The sequence below is a fragment of the Actinosynnema sp. ALI-1.44 genome, assembly GCF_001984155.1.
Classification (GTDB): Bacteria; Actinomycetota; Actinomycetes; order Mycobacteriales; family Pseudonocardiaceae; genus Kibdelosporangium.
Window position 1 is genome coordinate 856504 of record NZ_MTQO01000053.1, and the last position, 22189, is coordinate 878692.

The 22189-nt window shown below is 67.3% G+C and carries 17 protein-coding genes; 10 read left to right on the plus strand and 7 right to left on the minus strand.

Annotated elements, in window-relative coordinates:
• The first annotated feature begins 173 nt into the window (after positions 1 to 173).
• From ALI144C_RS46165 to ALI144C_RS46190, 6 genes are all read left to right on the plus strand, one after another.
• On the plus strand, positions 174 to 722 hold the full coding sequence (locus ALI144C_RS46165) for a hypothetical protein (RefSeq protein ID WP_143231265.1): 549 nt from the start codon (positions 174 to 176) through the stop codon (positions 720 to 722).
• 284 nt (positions 723 to 1006) lie between these two features.
• Complete coding sequence (gene rpoB, locus ALI144C_RS46170; RefSeq protein ID WP_076993554.1) at positions 1007 to 4492, plus strand: DNA-directed RNA polymerase subunit beta; 3486 nt, start codon at positions 1007 to 1009, stop codon at positions 4490 to 4492.
• A 93-nt stretch (positions 4493 to 4585) separates the two neighbouring features.
• Entirely contained in the window at positions 4586 to 8485 is a 3900-nt protein-coding gene (locus ALI144C_RS46175; protein WP_076993555.1) for a DNA-directed RNA polymerase subunit beta', read from the plus strand.
• An 89-nt stretch (positions 8486 to 8574) separates the two neighbouring features.
• Positions 8575 to 8904 carry a DUF6247 family protein gene (locus ALI144C_RS46180; protein ID WP_076993556.1) on the plus strand — a complete coding sequence of 110 codons (330 nt, stop codon included), beginning with the start codon at positions 8575 to 8577 and terminating at the stop codon, positions 8902 to 8904.
• Positions 8905 to 9159 (plus strand): hypothetical protein, encoded by a 255-nt coding sequence (locus ALI144C_RS46185; RefSeq protein ID WP_076993557.1) that lies wholly within the window; start codon positions 8905 to 8907, stop codon positions 9157 to 9159. It abuts the gene before it with no gap.
• 123 nt (positions 9160 to 9282) lie between these two features.
• Positions 9283 to 10794, plus strand: coding sequence for a carboxylesterase/lipase family protein (locus ALI144C_RS46190; protein WP_202819209.1), 1512 nt, complete (start codon positions 9283 to 9285; stop codon positions 10792 to 10794).
• On the opposite strand, the gene ALI144C_RS46195 is transcribed toward ALI144C_RS46190, so the two are convergent.
• The gene (locus ALI144C_RS46195) at positions 10772 to 11104 is read right to left on the minus strand and encodes a helix-turn-helix transcriptional regulator (RefSeq protein WP_076993559.1); all 333 of its coding nucleotides are present in this window, start codon (positions 11102 to 11104) and stop codon (positions 10772 to 10774) included. The two genes, ALI144C_RS46190 and ALI144C_RS46195, sit on opposite strands and share 23 nt — an antisense overlap.
• A 66-nt stretch (positions 11105 to 11170) precedes the next feature.
• Here ALI144C_RS46195 and ALI144C_RS46200 point away from each other — a divergent pair, with 66 nt between their 5' ends.
• Both ALI144C_RS46200 and ALI144C_RS46205 read left to right on the plus strand, forming a co-directional pair.
• Positions 11171 to 11698 (plus strand): DinB family protein, encoded by a 528-nt coding sequence (locus tag ALI144C_RS46200; RefSeq protein WP_076993560.1) that lies wholly within the window; start codon positions 11171 to 11173, stop codon positions 11696 to 11698.
• A gap of 52 nt (positions 11699 to 11750) precedes the next feature.
• Entirely contained in the window at positions 11751 to 12935 is a 1185-nt protein-coding gene (locus tag ALI144C_RS46205) for a hypothetical protein (RefSeq protein WP_083753961.1), read from the plus strand.
• On the opposite strand, the gene ALI144C_RS46210 is transcribed toward ALI144C_RS46205, so the two are convergent.
• From ALI144C_RS46210 to ALI144C_RS46220, 3 genes are read right to left on the minus strand one after another with little or no spacing between them, the layout of a single operon-like run.
• Positions 12910 to 13536 carry an SRPBCC family protein gene (locus ALI144C_RS46210; protein ID WP_076993561.1) on the minus strand — a complete coding sequence of 209 codons (627 nt, stop codon included), beginning with the start codon at positions 13534 to 13536 and terminating at the stop codon, positions 12910 to 12912. The two genes, ALI144C_RS46205 and ALI144C_RS46210, sit on opposite strands and share 26 nt — an antisense overlap.
• Before the next feature lie 41 nt (positions 13537 to 13577).
• The gene (locus ALI144C_RS46215) at positions 13578 to 14285 is read right to left on the minus strand and encodes an ABC transporter permease (protein ID WP_076993562.1); all 708 of its coding nucleotides are present in this window, start codon (positions 14283 to 14285) and stop codon (positions 13578 to 13580) included.
• Positions 14286 to 14287: 2 nt separating this feature from the next.
• Positions 14288 to 15166 (minus strand): ABC transporter ATP-binding protein, encoded by an 879-nt coding sequence (locus ALI144C_RS46220; RefSeq protein WP_193441278.1) that lies wholly within the window; start codon positions 15164 to 15166, stop codon positions 14288 to 14290.
• 91 nt (positions 15167 to 15257) lie between these two features.
• On the opposite strand from ALI144C_RS46220, the gene ALI144C_RS46225 reads away from it, so the two are divergent.
• Both ALI144C_RS46225 and ALI144C_RS46230 read left to right on the plus strand, forming a co-directional pair.
• Positions 15258 to 16397, plus strand: coding sequence for a sensor histidine kinase (locus ALI144C_RS46225; protein ID WP_143231266.1), 1140 nt, complete (start codon positions 15258 to 15260; stop codon positions 16395 to 16397).
• Positions 16394 to 16984 carry a response regulator transcription factor gene (locus ALI144C_RS46230; protein ID WP_076993564.1) on the plus strand — a complete coding sequence of 197 codons (591 nt, stop codon included), beginning with the start codon at positions 16394 to 16396 and terminating at the stop codon, positions 16982 to 16984. Before ALI144C_RS46225 ends, ALI144C_RS46230 begins: the two co-directional genes overlap by 4 nt.
• On the opposite strand, the gene ALI144C_RS46235 is transcribed toward ALI144C_RS46230, so the two are convergent.
• From ALI144C_RS46235 to ALI144C_RS46245, 3 genes are read right to left on the minus strand one after another with little or no spacing between them, the layout of a single operon-like run.
• The gene (locus ALI144C_RS46235) at positions 16981 to 18069 is read right to left on the minus strand and encodes an ADP-ribosylglycohydrolase family protein (protein ID WP_076993565.1); all 1089 of its coding nucleotides are present in this window, start codon (positions 18067 to 18069) and stop codon (positions 16981 to 16983) included. The two genes, ALI144C_RS46230 and ALI144C_RS46235, sit on opposite strands and share 4 nt — an antisense overlap.
• Positions 18069 to 19889 (minus strand): hypothetical protein, encoded by a 1821-nt coding sequence (locus ALI144C_RS46240; RefSeq protein ID WP_076993566.1) that lies wholly within the window; start codon positions 19887 to 19889, stop codon positions 18069 to 18071. The genes ALI144C_RS46235 and ALI144C_RS46240 overlap by 1 nt, the downstream gene beginning before the upstream one ends.
• Positions 19886 to 22189, minus strand: coding sequence for a WXG100-like domain-containing protein (locus ALI144C_RS46245; RefSeq protein WP_076993567.1), 2304 nt, complete (start codon positions 22187 to 22189; stop codon positions 19886 to 19888). Before ALI144C_RS46245 ends, ALI144C_RS46240 begins: the two co-directional genes overlap by 4 nt.

A 22189-nucleotide genomic window follows, 5' to 3' on the forward strand; every position in this document is an offset into this window, starting at 1 on the left:
GGGCGGTATCGGGAATTCCACGGAAAGACGCAGGTCACGCCAGGGTCGAACAGGTCACAGGGGCAGGCGTCGAATTGCCGCGGGGTGTTCGCCTGCGGGGCCGACACGGTCGAGTGAACAGTGCGCTTACAGCCCGGTGAGCACGGGCGACGGACGGTAGTCTCCGGCGCACAATGAAGATAGCCCTGCCCTCGCACCGCGGGACGCTCGTGGCGGTCGCCGGGGCGAGTACCCGGGCCAAGACCGAGATCGTCGACGCACTGGCCAAGCAGCTCGGCCCGTCGACGCTGACGATCGGTACCCGGTCGCACGCCGACCCCGAGATGTCCGTTGAGGCGCTCGCGCAGGTCGACGGCCGCGCCGCCGAGGACGCGATCACCATCGTGCGGATGGCCGAGTCCGCCGCCGTGCGCGCCAGCTCGCTGGTGATCACCGCCCGGCCGGTGCTGGACGAGCTGGCCCGCTACCGGGCGGGCCGCAAGCTCCGGCACGAGTACGTCCAGCACCACGTGATGCGCCGGGTGGAGGACACGGTGGCCTGGGAAGCCGCCGACTACGATTTCGTGGTGTGGTCTCAGTCACCTTTTCCGTCGCCGGGGGTGCGCGCTTTCGAGGCCGCGCTCGGCGAAGTGCTCGAGGATCTGTGCGTGCCGCATCACTCGCTGTGCCCACCCTTGATCAACGATTCGGTCGAACGCCTGGTAGCGTCCATCCCCCGCTAGCTGGTCCAACAGGCTTGGAATGGCTGGTCCACGTGGGTGAACACCGCGTGGCCCCTTGACTGGAGAACCGGTCAGGGTCACGCTGTTGTCGTGAGCGGGGGGCCTCTTCTGCGGGCCCCTGGACAGTCGCCGCTTGTTTGGCTAGACTGCGTCTTTGCTCTGCCCACTTTCCGTGCGCCCTTACCCGAGAGCTAGGATGCTGGGCATCAAGCACCCTTGACAGTTGCGTTAGTTGCCTGCTAACGCGGCCGCTCAACCGCTCATAGTCCCTGGAAGGACGCATCTTGGCAGTCTCCCGCGCGACCGAAGCCACTGCTGCGACCAACTCCATGTCCGGAATCCCAGGCGCACCGAAGCGTGTCTCGTTCGCGAAGCTGAGCGAGCCACTCGGTGTACCCAACCTGCTCGACCTGCAGATCCAGTCCTTCGAATGGTTCACCGGTGCCGAACTGTGGTTCCAGCGCCGGATTGACGCCGGTGACGAGAACCCCGTCGGCGGTCTCGAGGAAGTACTGAACGAGATCTCGCCGATCGAGGACTTCTCCGGCTCGATGTCGCTTTCCTTCTCCGACCCGCGCTTCGACGAGGTCAAGGCCTCCGTCGAGGAGTGCAAGGACAAGGACATGACCTACGCCGCACCGCTGTTCGTCACGGCCGAGTTCACCAACCACACCACTGGCGAGATCAAGAGCCAGACGGTGTTCATGGGTGACTTCCCCGTGATGACCAACAAGGGCACCTTCATCATCAACGGCACCGAGCGTGTCGTGGTGTCCCAGCTGGTGCGCTCACCGGGCGTGTACTTCGCCTCCTCCGTCGACAAGACGACCGACAAGGACGTCTTCGACACCCGCATCATCCCGAGCCGAGGGGCCTGGCTGGAGTTCGACGTCGACAAGCGCGACACCGTCGGTGTCCGCATCGACCGCAAGCGCCGCCAGCCGGTCACCGTCCTGCTGAAGGCACTCGGCTGGACCACCGAGCAGATCAGGGAGCGCTTCTCGTTCTCCGAGACGCTGCTGGCCACGCTGGAGAAGGACCACACGGCCGGGCAGGACGAGGCGCTGCTGGACATCTACCGCAAGCTGCGTCCGGGCGAGCCGCCGACCAAGGAGTCGGCGCAGACCCTGCTGGAGAACCTGTTCTTCAAGGACAAGCGGTACGACCTGGCCAAGGTGGGTCGCTACAAGGTCAACAAGAAGCTGGGCGTCGTCGAGTCGCACGACACCGGTGTGCTGACCGAAGAGGACATCGTCACCACCATCGAGTACCTGGTCCGGCTGCACGCAGGCGAGACCACGATGATGGGCAAGGACGGCAGGGAGCTGCCCGTCGAGGTCGACGACATCGACCACTTCGGCAACCGGCGCCTGCGCACGGTCGGCGAGCTGATCCAGAACCAGATCCGCGTCGGCCTGTCCCGCATGGAGCGCGTCGTCCGCGAGCGGATGACCACCCAGGACGTCGAGGCGATCACGCCGCAGACGCTGATCAACATCCGTCCGGTGGTCGCGGCGATCAAGGAGTTCTTCGGAACGTCCCAGCTGTCGCAGTTCATGGACCAGACCAACCCGATCGCGGGCCTGACGCACAAGCGCCGCCTCTCGGCGCTGGGCCCGGGTGGTATCTCCCGTGAGCGCGCCGGCATGGAGGTCCGTGACGTCCACCCGTCGCACTACGGCCGCATGTGCCCGATCGAGACCCCTGAAGGCCCGAACATCGGCCTGATCGGCTCGCTGTCGTCCTACGGCCGGGTCAACCCGTTCGGCTTCATCGAGACGCCGTACCGCAAGGTCGTCGACGGCCGGGTCACCGAGCAGATCGACTACCTGACGGCCGACGAGGAAGACCGTTACGTCAAGGCGCAGGCCAACTCGCCGACCGACGCCGACGGCAACTTCGTCGAGGAGCGCGTCCTGGTCCGCACCAAGGGCGGTGAGGTCGAGTTCATCGACCCGCACGGTGTCGACTACATGGACGTCTCGCCGCGCCAGATGGTGTCGGTCGCGACGGCCATGATCCCGTTCCTCGAGCACGACGACGCCAACCGCGCCCTGATGGGCGCGAACATGCAGCGTCAGGCGGTGCCGCTGCTGCGCAGCGAGTCGCCGCTGGTCGGCACCGGCATGGAGCTGCGTGCCGCGGTCGACGCCGGTGACGTGGTCGTGGCCAGCAAGGCCGGTGTGGTCGAGGAGCTGTCCGCGGACTTCATCACGGTGATGGCCGACGACGGCACCCGCCAGACCTACGGCCTGCACAAGTTCCGCCGCAGCAACCAGGGCACGTGCATCAACCAGAAGCCCATCGTCAACGAGGGCGAGCGCGTCGAGGTCGGCCAGGTCGTCGCGGACGGCCCGTGCACCGAAGACGGCGAGATGGCGCTGGGCAAGAACCTGCTCGTGGCGATCATGCCGTGGGAAGGCCACAACTACGAGGACGCGATCATCCTGTCGCAGCGTCTCGTCCAGGACGACGTCCTGACCTCGATCCACATCGAGGAGCACGAGATCGACGCCCGCGACACGAAGCTGGGTGCCGAGGAGATCACGCGGGACATCCCGAACGTCTCCGAGGAGGTCCTCGCCGACCTGGACGAGCGCGGCATCATCCGGATCGGTGCCGAGGTCCGCGACGGCGACATCCTGGTCGGCAAGGTCACGCCGAAGGGCGAGACCGAGCTGACCCCGGAGGAGCGCCTGCTGCGCGCCATCTTCGGGGAGAAGGCCCGTGAGGTCCGCGACACCTCGCTGAAGGTGCCGCACGGTGAGACCGGCAAGGTCATCGGCATCCGCGTGTTCTCCCGCGAGGACGAGGACGAGCTGCCCCCGGGCGTGAACGAGCTCGTGCGCGTCTACGTGGCGCAGAAGCGCAAGATCCAGGACGGCGACAAGCTCGCCGGCCGGCACGGCAACAAGGGTGTCATCGGCAAGATCCTCCCGGCCGAGGACATGCCGTTCCTCCCGGACGGCACGCCGGTCGACGTCGTGCTGAACACCCACGGTGTGCCGCGTCGTATGAACATCGGCCAGATCCTCGAGACACACCTCGGGTGGCTGGCCAAGACGGGCTGGAAGATCGACGGGGCCCCGGACTGGGCGTCCAAGCTGCCCGAGCACCTCTACGAGGTGGAGCCGGACACGAACACCGCCACCCCGGTGTTCGACGGCGCCAGCGAGGAGGAGCTCACCGGGCTGCTCGGCTCGACCATGCCCAACCGGGACGGCGAGCGGATGGTCAACAAGGACGGCAAGGCGATCCTGCTGGACGGCCGCTCCGGCGAGCCGTTCCCGTACCCGGTCGCAGTCGGCTACATGTACATCCTGAAGCTGCTGCACCTGGTCGACGACAAGATCCACGCCCGGTCGACCGGCCCGTACTCGATGATCACCCAGCAGCCGCTGGGTGGTAAGGCGCAGTTCGGTGGCCAGCGCTTCGGTGAGATGGAGTGCTGGGCGATGCAGGCCTACGGTGCGGCCTACACGCTGCAGGAGCTGCTGACGATCAAGTCCGACGACGTCGTGGGCCGCGTGAAGGTCTACGAGGCGATCGTCAAGGGCGAGAACATCCCGGAGCCGGGTATCCCGGAGTCCTTCAAGGTGCTGCTCAAGGAGCTGCAGTCGCTGTGCCTGAACGTGGAGGTCCTCTCCTCGGACGGTGCCGCGATCGAGATGCGCGACGGGGACGACGAGGACCTGGAGCGCGCCGCCGCGAACCTCGGGATCAACTTGTCCCGCAACGAATCGCCGTCCGTTGACGACGTTGTGAACTGACCTCGCCGAGGTGCGGGACGGCCGGAAACCGGCCCGCACCTCGCCTGAATCCCCCGAATCTGCTGTCTTCAACCAAAGGGGAGAAGAACCGACGTGCTTGACGTCAACTTCTTCGACGAGCTCCGAATCGGCCTGGCCACCGCGGACGACATCCGTCAGTGGTCCTACGGCGAGGTCAAGAAGCCGGAGACGATCAACTACCGCACACTGAAGCCGGAGAAGGACGGGCTCTTCTGCGAGAAGATCTTCGGCCCGACCCGCGACTGGGAGTGCTACTGCGGCAAGTACAAGCGGGTCCGCTTCAAGGGCATCATCTGCGAGCGCTGTGGCGTCGAGGTGACCCGCGCGAAGGTCCGCCGTGAGCGCATGGGCCACATCGAGCTGGCCGCCCCGGTCACGCACATCTGGTACTTCAAGGGTGTGCCGTCCCGGCTGGGCTACCTGCTCGACCTGGCGCCCAAGGACCTCGAGAAGATCATCTACTTCGCGGCGTACGTGATCACCGGCGTGAACACCGAGCTGCGGCACAACGACCTGCCCACCCTCGAGTCGGAGATCGGCGTCGAGCGCAAGCAGGTCGAGGCCCGTCGTGACTCGGACATCGAGGCCCGCGCCCAGAAGCTCGAGGGCGACCTCGCGACCCTGGAGGCCGAAGGCGCCAAGAGCGACGTGCGCCGCAAGGTCAAAGAGGGCGGCGAGCGCGAGATGCGCCAGCTGCGCGACCGCGCCCAGCGCGAGCTGGACCGGCTCGACGAGATCTGGAGCACCTTCACCAAGCTCGACGTCAAGCAGCTGATCGCCGACGAGCTGCTGTACCGCGAGCTGATCGACCGCTACGGCGACTACTTCACCGGGTCGATGGGTGCCGAGGCGATCAAGACGCTGGCCGGCAACTTCGACGTGGACGCCGAGGCCGAGAACCTGCGGGAGACCATCCGCAGCGGCAAGGGCCAGAAGAAGCTGCGCGCCCTCAAGCGCCTGAAGGTCGTCGCGGCCTTCCAGGCCACCCGCAACTCGCCGATGGGCATGGTGCTGGACTGCGTTCCGGTCATCCCGCCGGACCTGCGGCCGATGGTCCAGCTCGACGGTGGCCGGTTCGCCACCTCCGACCTGAACGACCTGTACCGCCGCGTGATCAACCGCAACAACCGGTTGAAGCGGCTCATCGACCTCGGCGCGCCCGAGATCATCGTGAACAACGAGAAGCGGATGCTGCAGGAGGCCGTCGACGCGCTGTTCGACAACGGCCGCCGCGGTCGTCCGGTCACCGGTCCCGGCAACCGGCCGCTGAAGTCGCTGTCGGATCTGCTCAAGGGCAAGCAGGGCCGGTTCCGCCAGAACCTGCTCGGCAAGCGCGTCGACTACTCGGGCCGTTCGGTCATCGTGGTCGGCCCGCAGCTCAAGCTGCACCAGTGCGGTCTGCCGAAGGCGATGGCGCTCGAGCTGTTCAAGCCGTTCGTGATGAAGCGGCTGGTCGACCTCAACCACGCGCAGAACATCAAGTCCGCCAAGCGGATGGTCGAGCGGGCCCGCCCGGCCGTGTGGGACGTGCTCGAAGAGGTCATCACCGAGCACCCGGTGCTGCTCAACCGCGCACCGACGCTGCACCGCCTCGGTATCCAGGCCTTCGAGCCGCAGCTGGTGGAAGGCAAGGCCATCCAGCTGCACCCGCTGGTCTGTGAGGCGTTCAACGCGGACTTCGACGGTGACCAGATGGCGGTGCACCTGCCGCTGTCGGCCGAGGCGCAGGCCGAGGCCCGGATCCTGATGCTGTCGTCGAACAACATCCTGTCGCCCGCGTCGGGTCGTCCGCTGGCCATGCCCCGTCTGGACATGGTCACCGGTCTGTTCCACCTGACCAGGCTCGACAAGAACGCGGTCGGCGCGGGTCTGGCGTTCTCGTCGCCCGCCGAGGCGATCATGGCCTTCGACCGCAAGGTCATCGGCCTGCAGGCGCCGGTGAAGATCCGGATCAAGAACCGCCAGCCGGGCAACGGCATGCGGCCGGAGGGCTACGAGCCGGGCAGCATGTGGCTGGCCGAGACGACCCTTGGCCGGGTGCTGTTCAACGACCTGCTCCCCGAGGACTACCCGTTCATCAACGAGCCGATGCCCAAGAAGCGTCAGGCCGCGATCGTGAACGACCTCGCCGAGCGGTACCCGATGGTCACCGTGGCCCGGACGCTGGACAAGCTGAAGGACGCGGGCTTCCACTGGGCGACCCGCTCCGGTGTCACCATCGCCATCTCCGATGTCGTGGTGCCGCCGAACAAGAAGGAGATCCTCGACCAGTACGAGCAGAAGGCCGAGGCGGTCGAGAAGCGCTACCAGCGTGGTCAGCTCTCGCACACCGAGCGCAACAACGAGCTCGTCAAGGTGTGGACGCAGGCCACCGAGGACGTCGCCAAGGCGATGGAGGCCAACTTCCCCGAGGACAACCCGATCCCGGTGATCGTGAAGTCCGGTGCGGCGGGCAACATGACCCAGGTCCGGTCGCTGGCCGGTATGCGTGGTCTGGTGTCCAACCCGAAGGGTGAGTACATCCCGCGTCCGATCAAGGCGAACTTCCGCGAGGGCCTCTCCGTCGGTGAGTACTTCATCGCCACGCACGGTGCCCGTAAGGGTCTGGCCGACACCGCGCTGCGTACCGCCGACTCGGGTTACCTGACCCGTCGTCTGGTGGACGTCTCGCAGGACGTCATCGTGCGTGAGATCGACTGCGGCACCAGCCGCGGCATCCAGATGCCGATCGGTGAGAAGGACGCGTCCGGCGTCGTCATCCGTGACCAGCACGTGGAGACCAGTGTCTACGCGCGCACCGTCGCGGAGGACATCACCGACCAAGAGGGCAACGTCATCATCAACCGCGGTGACGACCTCGGTGACCCGGCGCTGGCGAAGCTGATCGAAGGCGGCGTCGTGCGGGCGAAGGTCCGCAGCGTGCTCACCTGTGAGTCCGCTGTCGGTGTCTGCGCGATGTGCTACGGCCGTTCGATGGCCACCGGCCAGCTGGTGGACGTCGGTGAGGCCGTCGGTATCGTCGCCGCCCAGTCGATCGGTGAGCCGGGTACGCAGCTGACGATGCGTACGTTCCACCAGGGTGGTGTGGCCGGTGACGACATCACCACCGGTCTGCCGCGTGTCCAGGAGCTGTTCGAGGCGCGTCAGCCGAAGGGCAAGGCGCCGATCGCCGACGTCGACGGCCGCGTGCGGATCGAGGACGGCGACCGGTTCTGGAAGATCACGCTGATCCCGGACGACGGCAGCGAGGAGATCATCTTCGACAAGCTGTCGAAGCGTCAGCGCCTCGCGTCGACGCCGACCGGCCCGTTGGCCGACGGCGACCACGTGTCGGTGGGCCAGCAACTGCTGGAAGGTACTCCGGACCCGCACGAGGTGCTGCGCGTGATGGGGCCGCGTGCGGCCCAGATGCACCTGACGGACGAGGTCCAGAAGGTGTACCGGGCGCAGGGTGTGTCCATCCACGACAAGCACATCGAGGTGATCGTCCGGCAGATGCTGCGCCGGGTCACGATCATCGACAGCGGTTCGACGGACTTCCTGCCCGGTTCGCTGCCGGAGCGGGCGGACTTCGAGACGCAGAACCGCCGGATCGTGTCCGAGGGCGGCGAGCCCGCCTCGGGTCGCCCGGTGCTGATGGGTATCACCAAGGCGTCGCTGGCCACCGAGTCCTGGCTCTCCGCGGCCTCCTTCCAGGAGACCACGAAGATCCTGACCGACGCGGCCATCAAGGGCGCGAGCGACAAGCTCGTCGGCCTGAAGGAGAACGTCATCATCGGTAAGTTGATCCCGGCCGGTACGGGTATCAACAAGTACCGCAACATCCAGGTGCAGCCGACCGAGGAGGCCCGGGTCGCGGCGTACGCGATCCCGTCCTACGACGACGGCTACTACACCCCGGATGTCTTCGGCACCGGTACGGGTGCGGCGGTTCCGTTGGACGACTACGACTTCGGCCGCGACTACCGCTGATTTTCAGCTGTTCGACAGGAAGGCCCCCGGCTCGCCGGGGGCCTTCTCGCATGTCAGCGCCGGGGTCCGTGGTTCGCTATAGTCGATCCATGGCCATGCCAGCGTGGGAACCTCCAACGGAGCAGCTTGGCACGACTCCTCGGGCAATTCGCGAGGTGTTGCTGCCCGAAGAGGCTCCGGACTTCGATCGCGATTACCGCAAGGCGCTCAAGGCAGCAGCGGAGACGATGAGCTTGGACGAGGTGTTCAAGACGCTGGAACATTGGCATCGCATCGCTCGCATCACCCAACTCGATCCAGAGCGCCACCGTCGGATGCTGCAACGCGCCGAGCACATTCTCCGCACCGGTGAACCGATGCCTGACGCTGTGTCTCTCGACGAAGTGAAGGCGATGATTCGGGAGCGGCTGGGTCAGTAAGTGTACCACATCGATACTGATCCGCAGGCATCCAAGCAGATCGATGCGCTGCCTGCGGAGGCTCTCGAATCCTACTCTGAAATTCTTTGTGTGCTCCAAGTTGTGCCGTGGAATGGCGCACCGTATGTCAAGTCCAAGCCGGACGGCGTGATGCGGCAGTGGGTGTTCGGGCCGCACGGCGAGGGTTTGGTTCTGTACATGATCCTCGAGGATCAGCAGCGGGTCGATGTTTTGGAAATTTTCTGGCTGGCCTGATCTGCCTGTTGCTACGTCGGTGGGCGTAGCGAAAGACGAGATTCTCGGCGTACGCGTCCATGCCTGTGGCCGGTGAGCATTGTGGGTATGTCGATTCGTACGGTTCTACTCTCACTGGTCGCGGTGGCGGCCGTGGGTTTTGGTGGTACTCCGGCGTTTGCCGATGGTGGTTCGGGCGTGGTCCGGGTTGACACAGGCTGGCTTCGGGGCAAGGTATCCGACGACCTCGTGACGTACACGGGCATTCCCTATGCCGAGCCGCCTGTGGGGCAGCGACGATGGCGTCCTCCCGCTGATCCGGTGTCCTGGCAAGGGATCCGTGATGCCACGAAGCCGGGAACTCCCTGTCCGCAGCAACGTCTTGAGAGTGCTGAGGACTGTCTCTACCTCGATGTCACCGCACCGCGGACGAGGCGTGGTGGTCTGAAGCCGGTGCTGGTTTGGCTGTACGGCGGCGCTTTCAACACCGGCGCTGCCAAGGAGTTCGACGGCGCACGGCTTGCGACGTCCGGCGATGTGGTTGTCGTGAGCATGAACTATCGGTTGGGGGCGCTTGGTTTCCTTTCCTCGCCCGTACTTGACGGGAGTGGCGGGAACTACGGCCTGATGGATCAGGCTGCCGCGCTGCGTTGGGTGCAGCGCAATGCGCGCAGGTTCGGCGGCGATCCGGGCAATGTGACGTTGGCCGGGCAGTCCGCGGGGGCCCGCGCAGTGTGTGCTCACCTCGCATCACCGTTGTCCCAAGGCTTGTTCCACCGGGCGATCTCGCAGAGCGGCGCCTGTGACAACGACGTGCTGACGTTGTCGGCGGCGCAGGCGTTCGGTGCACAGGCGATCGAGCAACTTGGTTGTGCCAAGGCAGCCGACGTTGCCGCTTGTCTACGTGGGCAAAGCGTGGAGAAGCTGCTCGGGACGTTGGCTGGTGTTGGATTCGCGTTCAACGGCAAGGTGAGTGACCGGCCGTGGAATCCCGTTGCCGGAACACCGATGTTGCCCAAACAGCCGAAGGACGTGCTCCGAGACGGTACTGGCGCACGAGTTCCGCTGATGATCGGAAGCACTCGTGACGAGATGCGCATGTTCGTTTCGTGGGAATCGAACATGACCGCGGGCCGGTACACGGAGTTGGTGCGCCAGACGTTCGGCGAGCGGGCCGACGACGTGCTCACCACGTATCCGGTTGGCAACTACGGAAGTCCGGCGCTGGCGATGTCCGCGGTGCTCAGCGACTGGGGCGGGGCCATCGGTGCCTGTCCGGTGCTGCGCACTGCCGAGGCGGCCTCCGCCCATCAGCCGGTCTACGCCTACGAGTTCGCTGAGGACAGTGGACAGGTCACCCAGACCGGGTTTCCTCAGGGCTCGTACCACGGCTTGGATCTGCCCTACCTCTGGGATCTCGACATGGCCCAGAACCCTTATCCGCCATTGACCGCCAAGCAGAAGCGGTTGTCGGCCAAGATTGTCGGCTACTGGACGGCGTTCGCCCGAACGGGCAACCCGAACGGTCCCGCCCGCCCGCACTGGCCGGAGGACGCCGTGATCAAGCTGTCGTCCGAAGGCATCGCGCCGACCCCGTTCGCCGCTGACCACCACTGCGGCTTCTGGTCAGGCATCAGTCGGCGCGCAACGCGCTGAGCAGCTTTTGCAGAGCGCTCTGCGCCGTCGCCGAGCTGAACGGGCCGACCGCCACGATCGCGGCGACCAGTGCGGAAGCTTCCCCGGGCGTGAGCTCGATCGGCGGCAGCAGTGATCTCGCGTCGATCGAGTAACCGCCGCCCGGCCCGGTCTGGATCCGCAGCGGCAGCCCGGCCGCACGCAGCCTGGCCACGTCGCGCTCGATCGTCCGCGAGCTGACACCGAGGTCGGTGGCAAGCGTTTGCGCGCTGGTCAGACGGGGTGCGCGGGCGCGCAGCTGCTCGATGAGGGCGTGCTGGCGCTCGACCATCGGCTCCACCGCGACCTCCTATCACCGACACAGCCGTGTCGGTGACTCCACGCTAGCGTCGGTCGCATGAACTGGCGCGATCAACTGCTCGAGCAACTGGAGTTCTACTGGGACCACAGCCTCTGGCCACGCGTTCACGGCCTCACCGACGAGGAGTACTTCTGGGAACCGGTCGACGACATGTGGAGCATCCGCGAGCAGCCGGACGGTTCTTTCATGGTCGACTGGCAGCACCCGGCACCGGAACCGACACCGGTGACCACGATCGCCTGGCGGATCGCGCACATCGCGGTCGGCTGTTTCGGCCAGCGAGCCGCCGCGCATTTCAAAGCCGACGTGCCCACGTTGGAGACCGCGTCGTGGCCAGGCGATGCCGAGACCGCGGTCACCATGCTGCACGACACCTACAAAGCCTGGCACGACGGCGTGAAATCCCTCAGTGAGAGCGAGTTCGTTGCTCCGGTCGGCCAGGCGGAGCCGGGCTACGTCGAGTACCCGTTCGCCGCGCTGGTCCTGCACATCACGCGTGAAGTCTGTCACCACGGCGGCGAAATTGGCGCGCTGCGGGACCTCTACCGTGCACGTTTCCACTGACCCGGGTTCCGCGTTGGGAATTCCCCAGCATTTCAACAGCTATTCATTGAGTATGAGGAAACTGCGAACCACCGCGATCGCGGTGGCCGGACTCATGGTCATGACACTGGGGACCGTGCCGACAGCCACCGCGGACGACACGGCCAAGAAACTCAACGCGGCGGACTACAAACTGGTCCGTACCGCCAACGACGCCGACTACAACAAGCTCGTCGGCGCCCTGCCGAACGCGGACGTCAAAGCCGTCCTGGACGACTCCAATCGCGAGGCGGTGCGGATCCCGAAGGAGGACGGCCAGCACATCACGCCGAACTTCGCGGCCGGGTTCCTCTGGAAGGAAGGCGACGACAACACCACGGAGTGGCGTCCGCAGGGCATCACCACCAGCAGTGACGCCCTCGACGAAGGGGTGTGGCAGGACCGCAAGGTCGTCCTGGTCTCCTGGTACGGCCTGGACGGTTCGGAGAAGAAGGGCGCGCGGATCAGCTTCATCGACCGCACCGACCCGCTGAAGCCGGTCTACCGGCACGTCCTGCTGGTCCGGGCGACCACCAAGAACGGCCACCCGGACTTCGAGTCGACGAACCCCAACCACGCGGGCGGACTCGCCTGGTACGGCAACCTGTTGTACGTCGCCAGCACGGACAACATCGAGGTGTACGACCTCAACGACATCCTGAAGGTCTCCACCGCGAACGACTCGGCGATCGGCCGCGCGGCCAACGGCGACTACCACGCCTACGGCTACCAGTACGTCATCCCGACGAAGTTCAGCTACAACCGCGCCACGCCGTCGCAGAACATCAGGTTCTCCGCGATCTCGCTTGACCGTTCGACGTCCCCGGACAGCATGCTCGTCACCGAATGGGACCCGGCGGGCGACGGCACCAGGTTGTTCCGGTGGGACGTCAACTACGAGACCAGGGAACTGTCCGACGTCACGGCGGACTGGGCGTACCAGGTCAACATCAAGAGCATGCAGGGCGCCGCGGCCATCAAGGGCGGCGACGGGCCGGACAAGTCCTGGTACTACATCAGCCGGAGCACCGGCGACGACAGCCGTGGCGACCTGATCGTCTGGCAGCCGGGCAAACTTGCCAACATCTACCAGGGTGAGTGGCCGATTGGCCCCGAGGACATGGCATACCGGCCGTCGACCGACGAGATGTGGACGGTCGCGGAGTACGCGAACAACCGGTACGTCATGTCAGTCACCGCTGATCGTTTTCATCCGTAGGTGGCGCGTAGGCGGCCGTCGTCCGGTCGGCGGCCGCCTGTGCCCACGCCGGGTCCTCGCCCGCGGCCATGCCCGCTTCTCCCCAGTGGGCGCTGCTTCGCCGCATGAAGTCGAGGCCTTCCGCCGAAGCGGTCCACTCTTCCTCTGGTGGCAACGGCTTCTCCGCCAGGTGGGCGGTCAGGCTCACCAGGGTGATGTCCCAGCCGACCCCGCCCGCGCCCGGGCCGTAGGTCTCCCAGTGCTCGTTCACGGGAAAGCTGTGCTCCAGGTGGAGTCGGGTCCGGCCGTCGGGGTCTTCCGCCAGCCGTACGCTCACCTGGCTCTGCTCGCCGTCGTATTCCCAGGTCAGGGCGAAGTGGCGGGGCGGGTCGCAGCCGTCGACGGTTCCGCTGGCGTTGCCTTCGATGGCGTACTCGCCGCCCAGTCGCAGGTCGCCCGACACTGGCGCGAACCAACGCCTCAGGCGGTCGGCGTTGGTGCACGCGTCCCACACGTCTTCGATTTTCGCGTCGTAGCTGCAGGTGAGGGCGATGGCTCGCCCGTCACCCTGCCGCTTGACGGTTCGCTGGACGGCGTTGAGCTGGTCGATGAGGTCCGTCATCGCCCGAATGTAACAGTCGCGACTTATATAAGGCAATTCTGTTACTGGCGTGGCTCCCACTTGAAGAACCGCTGACCGACGAGCCCGAGCACCAACAACCACCCGATCGTGGCGACCAGTCCGACCGTCGACAGCGATCCGCTCCAGCCCTCGGCCAGCAGTTCGCCCGGGCCCGCCATCGGCAGCGCGGCCCCGATCGTGGCCACGATCTCGTTGTCGACCCTGGCCATGATGATCCCGGCGAACGCCGTGAACAACAGCGGGACCGCGGTGATCTGGGTGACCTCCACACTGCGGGAGAAGGCGGCTGTCACGATGCCCGCGAGCATCGCCGTCGGCAGGCCGAGCACCAGTCCGATGACGACCGGTCCGACCTGCTGCGGGGCGGGAGCACCGATCGCCAGGCAGAAACCCATGTAGACGATGGACTGCACCAGGCCGACAACCATGATCGGTCCGGCGATCCCGGCGAACACGCCGTTGTCCGACAGCTCGGACGTGCGAAGTCGTTGCAGCACCAGTGATTGCCTGCGCGCGGTGAACACCGTCGTGCTGACGAGGAACACCGACAGGGCCAGCAGCATCACGTACGTCAGGCCCAGCTGCCCCGGCCACTCCGACTTGGGCAGGCCACGCAGTTGCAGGTACGCCATCGCGCACAGGGCCGCGGGCAGGACCACGACCGACACCATGGTCAGTTTCTTGCGGAACAGCAGCCGCAACTCCGTCAAAGCCAGGTGGAGAACCATGGTCACGCCTTTCCGATCGACAGGAAGATCTCCTGCAGCGACGCCTGGGTCGCGTTGAGGTCCTGCAGCCGCACCGAGTTCTCCTTGGCCCACTGCAACAGTTCGTACAGGTCCGCCTGCATGTCCCTGGTCTGCACGGTGAACACCCCGTTGTCGACCGTCACATCACCGAAAAGCCGTGGCACGCCGATGTCCGGCACTTTCGCCGTGATCCGCGCCGGGCGGTCGGACAACACCTCCGACAGCGTCCCGGCGATCTGGATCCGGCCCTCGTGCATGATCGCCACGTGGTCGGCCAGTGCCTGCGCCTCCTCCAGGTAGTGCGTGGTGAGCAGGACCGACGAGCCGGTGTCCCGCAGGTGGTCGACGGTCTCCCACAGCTGCTGGCGCGACTCCGGGTCCAGCCCGGTGGTCGGCTCGTCCAGGATCACCAGCGGCGGCCGCCCCCAGATCGCCAGTGCGAAGTCCAGCCGCCGCCGCTCACCCCCGGAGAGCCTGTCGACCGGCACGTCCACCTTGTGCTCGAGCCCGACGATGTCCACAAGGGACTTCGCCGAGTCCTTCCTGCTGGTCAGCCCCGACCACAGGTCGAGCGTCTCGATCACGGTCAGCTCGCCGATCAACCCGGTCTGCTGGGACATCACGCCGGTGTGCGCGCTGAAGGCCGCCCGGTCGGCCACCGGGTCGACGCCGAACACGCGGACCTGCCCGCCAGCCGGTTTGCGGAACCCCTCGATCAGCTCGATCGTGGTGGTCTTGCCCGCGCCGTTCGTGCCGAGCAGCGCGAAGATCTCCCCCTGCCGGACCGTGAAGTCGACACCGGCGACGGCCGCGAACTGCCCGTAGCGGTAGGTCAATCCGGAAACTTCGATCACGTTCATGGCACAAGCCTCGCCGACCGCCGCCACGGTCAGTAGTCGTCGCCGTCACGACCTCGGATGACACGTGTCATGTGCTGTTACGTTGTGGTTCGTGTCCGAGACCGCAGCCATCGAGCCGATCCGGCGAACGACGCGGTTCATGCTGCTGTTCACCGAGATCCTCATCCTGATGCCGATCTTCTTCCTGCTGCAGGAACCTCGGCACTGGGCTGTGCTGGTCGCGGTTGGACTGGTCACGGTCGTGCTGGTCGTGGTGCGGGTACGCGGCACACTGGGGCGTCTGCGGGGAGACTGGGTGCCGTACCCGAACGTCCGGGTTTTCAGCCTGGTCGGGGTGGCGCTCGCCGTGGTGTCCGTCGCGGCGGCCACGGGGCCGTTGTCGAGCCCTTTCACCTCGGTCCTGGTCGGCATGACGGCGTCCGAGTTCTTCGTCGCCAGGACGCTCAAGGTCGCCACCGGATACGCCGCCCTTGTCCTCCTGCTGCAAGCTGTCGTGTTCACGAGTGTGCTCCTGCTCGTCGGACGCGCCGACTTCATCGGCCCGAGCCTGTTCGGCACGACCTTCGTCGCCGCGTCCCTCATGTACAGCGTCGGCCTGACGTACCGCTGGTGGGACGGGGTGCTGAAGCTGGAGGAGGCACGCCGTGACGCGGCCGAGCTCGCCGCCACCCGTGAGCGCCTGCGGCTGGCGGAGGACCTGCACGACATCCTCGGGCACGCACTGGAAGTGGTGTCGCTCAAGAGCGAACTGGCCGTCCGGCTGACCGACCCGGACAAGTCCAAGGCCGAGATGATCGAGGTACAACGCTTGGCACGCAGCGCTTTGAAGGACGTCCGTGCCCTGGCACACGGCAACCGGCCGACCGACTTCGCCACCGAACTCACCGGCGCGCGCAACCTCCTGGACTCGGCGGGGATCTCGTGCGACTTCGACGCCGACCCCGCCGATCTGACCACGGCCGAACGCGACCTGTTCGGCCGGGTGCTGCGCGAGGCCGTGACCAACGCGCTGCGTCACTCCGACCCGCGCACGTGCAAGGTTTCCCTTGTGACGAAGCCGGATCAGGCCTTGTTGCGGATCGTGAACGACGGTGTCGCCCCGTTGCGGCAAGGGGATGAGGGCAGCGGACTCGCCGGGTTGACCCGGCGGGTCGAAGCGTCCGGTGGGTCGTTCACCGCGCGCAACGTCGACCCGGCTTCCTTCGAGGTGATTGCGAGCCTGCCGAGATGATCCGCGTGGTGCTGGCCGACGACGAGCAGCTGACCAGGCAGGCCGTGGCGTCGTTGCTCGGCCTCGAACCCGACCTCGAAGTCGTCGCCGACGTCGACGACGGCCCGAAAGCCCTGATGGCGATCGCCGAGCACAAGCCGGACGTGGTCGTCCTCGATCTGGAAATGCCCACCATGGACGGCCTGCGGGTGCTCGAGCTGATCGACACCCGGGCGATCATGCTGACTCGGCACGCCCGCCCCGGCGTCCTGCGGCAAGCCCTGTCCCTCGGTGCGAAGGGGTTTCTCGCCAAGACGGCACCGGCCGCGTTGCTGGCGGACGTGATCCGCCGCGTGCACGCCGGAATGCGATACGTCGACCCGGAGTTCGCCGCCGAGGCGCTCGCGGAGAACGCGTGCCCGTTGACCGAGCGGGAACTCGAAGTGCTCCGCATGGTCGACGATTCCCGTACGGCACCGGACATCGCCAAGGCGTTGAACCTCTCGGCCGGGACTGTGCGCAACTACGTCTCGTCCGCGATGACGAAACTCGGCGCCCGCAGCCGCGCCCAGGCCGCACGCATGGCACGCGACAACGGCTGGATCTAACGCTTCTGTGAGAACGGGAACCAGCTGTAGAACTCGTCGTCGGACAACGGCTCGTCGCTGAACTCGCGGCGCACCTGATAGGCCAGCGTGCCCATCCGTTGGCTCAGCTCCACCTGCGCGACGAGGTCCTGCGGCAGGAAACCCCCGCCGCCTGCGAGGCCGTACAGGCCACCGGCCAACGCCCCGGTGGTCGCGCTGTCCCCCGCGATCGTGGTGGCCCGGCCGACGACGTACTCGAACCGGTGCTCGGAGATCGCCGCCCGCGCCGCGATGGCAAGCGCGCCAACGGCTGTCTCGCTGTCTCCGAAGCTCTCGACCGTGGCGGGATCGAGCCGCGACTCCGGGGCGAACTGCGCCTCGACGACGCGGGACAGGGCCTCGTGGACGCGCTCGTGGCCCTTCCAGTGGGTCAGCTCGAACCTCGCCGCGTCGATCGCCCGGATGGGGTGCTTCACGGTCAGCAAGTACTGCACCATCACCGCGTACGCACCGGCGGCGAGGTACGCGTCGGGGTGGCCGTGGGTCAGCGCGGCGATCCGGGCGCCGAGGGTGAAGACCTCGCCGAGATCCGTGCTCCACAACGCGGCGACACCCGCCCGGCTCAGCGGGGAACTGCCCCGCGAGTGGTTCAGCGGCTTGTCGATCGTGCCGAACGTGCCCGTCTCGGCGAAGTGCCGGATCGCGTCGACCGTGGTGCGGTCGGCCCAGCGCCGCTCGAAAAGCCCACTGGCACGCGGGAACCAGCCGTCCTGCTCGGTCACCAGCCACCGGCGCAGGGCCAGCGCCACTTCCCGCACCGGGTCCGTCCGCTCGTACCAGGTGGCGCGTACGTGCGCGCGGACCATGCCGTCCAACGCCATCAGCATCAGTTGCGTGTCCGACGTGATCGCACCCGGCTTGCCGAACACGTTCGTGAACTGCATCGGACCGTACTGGCCGTACCGCTTCAGGATGTCCACCGGCTTGTCGAACCGGACCGCCGCGCCGAGCGCGCCACCGATCGCGTGGCCGCGCAACCAGCCCGGCAGCGAGATGTCCACGCTGGCGAGGTTGCGGACGTCCAGGCCGATCTTCCAGTCGGGCATCAGGAGCCGTCCGCGGCTGACAGTTCCACGATCTGGCCCCAGTGCAGGTAATCCCCGGTCGCCTGCGGCAGGATGTACGCCTGCACGTCGCCGGGCCGGGACTCACCGTCCTTGGTGACGCACGAGACGACCGTCCACTCGCCGGTCAGTCGCAGCCGCCGCGGCGAGTCGTCCCCGTGCAGGACGGGCACGATCTGGTCGACCGTGGTGCCTGGCGCGTACACGAGGTTCGACGTCGGCGGGCCGAACTGCTCCACGTCCAGATCGCTGACCTCGACGTAACGGAACCGCTCGAAGTTCTCCAGCGGCGGCGACGGCGGGATGGGGACGTCGAGCACCTCGTAGGTGTCAAGCAGTTCGTCCGCCTCGCGCTGCAGGTCGGGGTAGTTCTGCCAGAGCTGGCCCATGATGTACGTCGCGGCCTGACCGACCGTGTCGAAGACGTGCTCCAGTTCGCGCCGGTCGTCGGCGTACCAGAATGCGGCCCACCGGTCGCCCTCGCGGACCAGGCACCACGCCTGGTCCTTCACCCGGCCGATGCCGTAGTGCCGCTTGCTGACCCGGAACCGGGAAGCCATGTCCGCCAGGGCATACGCGGCCCGGTCGTAGTCCTCCCACGTGGCCGCCTCGGACTCGGGGCGACCCATCGCCATCGCGGAAGCCCGGTCCAACGCGGACCTCGGCACGGACTTGGGCGTCCGGTAGCCCGAAGACCGGATGTGCCGCACGAAGTCCGGCGCGGGCGCGATCCCGTGCGTCCTCAGGTAGTACGCGACGGCAGCGGGCCACACCCACACGCCGTCGGTGTGGAACGCCATCGGTACAAGGCTTTCCCGCTCCGGGTGCAACAAGTCCGCCGAGTGCCCGCTCGACGACAGCACGACCTTGCCGCCGTCCAAGAAGGACAGGATGGCTTCCTTCTCCGACGCGGAAATCGCCGGTCGGTAGGTATATGGGCGGTCGTTGTTGGTGAACCCGTCGAACAACCTCGCCATCAGGGTGTACGGCTTTTCGTTCTGTGCTGGCTCGACATCCAGGGTGTGCCGGTCGAGGTTCGCTGCCAGTTCGTAGGCCAGCAGCGCACCCTGCACCATCGACGGCGGAATCACCTGCGAGTGCCTCGGCAGGGTCCGCAGGTCTTCGAAACACCCGTGGGCGTCGCCGTCGTCGGGGAACTCGCGGTCGAACTCGATGGTGGCCGGGGCGCCGCGCTTGAGCTCGTACTTCGCCGCGAACCAGGTGCCCTTGGACGGTTGGTACGCCGCCATTCGCAGCCGGTGGAACCAGTGCCCGACCACGGCAGGCGGGGACCACGCGCGCACAGCGTCGTCGTCCAGCGTGACGCTCGACCGCAGTTCGAGCCAGCCGCCCAACGCCCGGCACTCGATGCCGATCCGCTGCCACCCACCGGGGGCGGCCGCGACGACGGAGACGCTGAGATCCGTCACGATCGAGCCGGTGCCGGGCTCGTCGTCGTCCTCGCCCTCGGCGAGCACGGGCACCGGGAACCTCGGCAGGCCGGAATCCTGCCTGCCCGGCCAGACCCGCTGCTGCACCTGACGGATCACGGTCTCCGGATCGGGCGCGAGACAACCGAGCGACGGCTCGGGGTGCTCGATCCCGTCGACGGTGAACGTGAACAACGCCTCCGGCAGGCTCTCGGAGATCCGCAGGACGAAGGAGCCGTCCTCGGTCCGCTCGAAGTCGCCGGACGGCACCGTCCCGTCCGGGGCGACGAGATCGACGGTGCCTTCCGGCCGTCGGGCGCACCGGTGGACGACGCCCTGGTGCACCGCCAGCTGTTGCATGGTTTCACTCATTCGCTGCTCGTCTCAGCGCCGATCTGCCTGGTGGTGTACGTGCTCCGCATCGGCTCACCCGCGTCACACCGGTCGAGGGGTTGAGCAACCGGCCGATGGGCGCCGTAGTCGAAGTCCGGCCCGCGCAACGCCCGGGTGGCGGGAACGGTGTTCGTCACCTGCGGGACCGGTTGAGGCACTGGGCTTTTCGGGCGCCGCAACGGCGATGTCGCCTGCCTGCGGTCCGGTACGGCCCGCTGGGGCCGGGCTGGCCGCTGCGGCCGCGCCTGACTTTGTCCACTGTGGACGAACTGCGGTCCGGGGTGGACCGGGCGGGGGCCCTGCTGTGCCCGAACCGGCCGCTGTGCCCGCGCGGCCGGGGGAACTTCCCGCATCTGCACGTAGTAGGTGCCGGTCCGCGGGTCGAAGCCGGTCCCCGCCACCTTGAACCTCGTACCGGACGGGAAAAGCACTTCCCGCTCGCCCGGCCGGTGCGCGATAGCGGAGACGTCCCGGCCGGTCAGCGAGTGGATCTGCAGCACGACTTTGCCCGGCGGATGCCCTGTCCCGGCCGCGGAACCGCTCAGGAAGGCCCGTTCGGTCACCTCGGAGTCGTGCCGGTACTGGCTGGCCCGCAGCGCGGGGTGGTCCGTGTTGACCACGCGGTGCACGACGCCGTGGAAGGGCGGCAGCTGGTTCAGCGCGGAGTTGACGACCTTGATGTAGCCCTCGTACCGCCGCAACGTCTGGATGTCGTTGGTGCGCAACGCCTCGTTGACGATCTTGAACGCGGGTGGGGCGGTGTGCCCGCGTAACGCGATCAGCTGGTCGCGGGGGATGCTCCGCAGGTACGGGGTGCGCGCGATGACGTCGTCGATCCCGGCGGCGTCCCGGTACCACGTGTCCAGCCCGTACGACTGCCGCATGTGGTGCACGTCGGTCGCGCTGGCCCGGAAGTCCGGCCGGTTGGCGAAGAACAGCGGAGCGCCCTCAGGTGCGATGAGCTTCGGCGGACGCGCGTCTCCCGCGCTCACGGTCGCGTCGGACTCGTGGGGACGCCGACGCACCTGCGGTCGTTCGGCCGTGATCGGCGGAGACGTCGTCGGTCCGTTGCCGCTGCCCGGCGCCGCGCCGCGGCGGTACGTGTCGCCCGTACGCCAATCCGGCACGTGTCCAGGCGGCGAGGAGTGGCCGTGCGGGGTGCTCGTGCCGTCCGGTTCGACCGTGGTCCACTCGCCGTTCGGCGGCCACCCGGGCCGCAAGTCCTTGGGCCCCAGACGAGAACTGCTCGCGAACAGGTTGCCGCGGTGGTCGGTCCACGCGTCCCGGTCCGGTGCGGTCACCTCGCCGCCGAGCTCACGGGCCAGCTGCGCCGCGAATCCCGGCCTGCGCCCGAACAGCAGGACCGGTTGTTCCCCGTCCCACCCGGACGCCCGGATGGTGTCGGCGGTGGCGTGCACGTCGACGACGAAGTGCGTGGGGTGGTCGGGCAGGGTGCCGGCCGCGGGAGGTGCCTCGGGGCGATCGCCACTGGTCTGGACGGGCAGCGGCGTCGGGTCGAGGTTGCCCGTGAACCGCTGCGGGGGATCATCACCGCGCGGCCGGGGGCTGGGTTTGGGGGCGGCACCGGTGATGTGCTGCCCGTTGCCGCTCGTGCTGTCGCTGACCGCGTCGGACGCGAGTGCCTGTGCCAGGCTCTCCAGGCTGAAGCTCCCCGAGATCGCGCCTCTGCCCGGCGTCCGGCTCGTGTCGACCGCCACGCTCGCCGCGACCTCCGTCGCCAACGACAACAGCATCCGGTCCGGCAGGGTCCTGTCGACCTGCTCACCGAGCCGCCGCGTCAGGTCACGGAAGATCGTCAGGATCACCTGCCGCGTCGCCAGCTGCGCGGGCATGATGCCGGCGAGGGAGCCGCCGGACGTGGTGAACGCCGCCGTGATCATCGCGATGACCTGGATGCCGAGCGCCGCCAGCGCCGCCCGGATCGACAGCTTCGCGTACTCGATCAGCACCGCGCAGCTCCGGCACGCGTCGGCCAGCTGCTCCGAGCCGTCCTTCAGCCTGGTGAACGCCGCGTCGTCACCGTCGACGAACTTCGCCCAGACCTCGTCGAACTGTCGCGCCGCCGGTCCGTCGAAGCCGTCGCGCGCCTGCTTCACCGCGCTGTCGGCGGCCCTCATCGCCGCGTCGACGTCCTTCGCGGCCGTCTCCCACACCTCGGCGAGGCGGATCATGGCGTCCTCGTCGCCCTTGGGCCACTCGTCACCGAGCACCCACGGTGCGATGTCCTCGATGAACTCGGGCGGTTCCATGATCGCCAT

Excerpts from the sequence above, each read along its gene's own strand:
- ALI144C_RS46165 (WP_143231265.1), top strand. The coding sequence starts at position 174 with ATGAAGATAGCCCTGCCCTCGCACCGCGGGACGCTCGTGGCGGTCGCC.
- ALI144C_RS46180 (WP_076993556.1), top strand. The coding sequence starts at position 8,575 with ATGGCCATGCCAGCGTGGGAACCTCCAACGGAGCAGCTTGGCACGACT.
- ALI144C_RS46195 (WP_076993559.1), bottom strand. The coding sequence starts at position 11,104 with ATGGTCGAGCGCCAGCACGCCCTCATCGAGCAGCTGCGCGCCCGCGCA.
- ALI144C_RS46200 (WP_076993560.1), top strand. The coding sequence starts at position 11,171 with ATGAACTGGCGCGATCAACTGCTCGAGCAACTGGAGTTCTACTGGGAC.
- ALI144C_RS46205 (WP_083753961.1), top strand. The coding sequence starts at position 11,751 with ATGAGGAAACTGCGAACCACCGCGATCGCGGTGGCCGGACTCATGGTC.
- ALI144C_RS46210 (WP_076993561.1), bottom strand. The coding sequence starts at position 13,536 with ATGACGGACCTCATCGACCAGCTCAACGCCGTCCAGCGAACCGTCAAG.
- ALI144C_RS46215 (WP_076993562.1), bottom strand. The coding sequence starts at position 14,285 with ATGGTTCTCCACCTGGCTTTGACGGAGTTGCGGCTGCTGTTCCGCAAG.
- ALI144C_RS46220 (WP_193441278.1), bottom strand. The coding sequence starts at position 15,166 with ATGAACGTGATCGAAGTTTCCGGATTGACCTACCGCTACGGGCAGTTC.
- ALI144C_RS46230 (WP_076993564.1), top strand. The coding sequence starts at position 16,394 with ATGATCCGCGTGGTGCTGGCCGACGACGAGCAGCTGACCAGGCAGGCC.
- ALI144C_RS46235 (WP_076993565.1), bottom strand. The coding sequence starts at position 18,069 with ATGCCCGACTGGAAGATCGGCCTGGACGTCCGCAACCTCGCCAGCGTG.
- ALI144C_RS46240 (WP_076993566.1), bottom strand. The coding sequence starts at position 19,889 with ATGAGTGAAACCATGCAACAGCTGGCGGTGCACCAGGGCGTCGTCCAC.
- ALI144C_RS46245 (WP_076993567.1), bottom strand. The coding sequence starts at position 22,189 with ATGGCGATCATGGAACCGCCCGAGTTCATCGAGGACATCGCACCGTGG.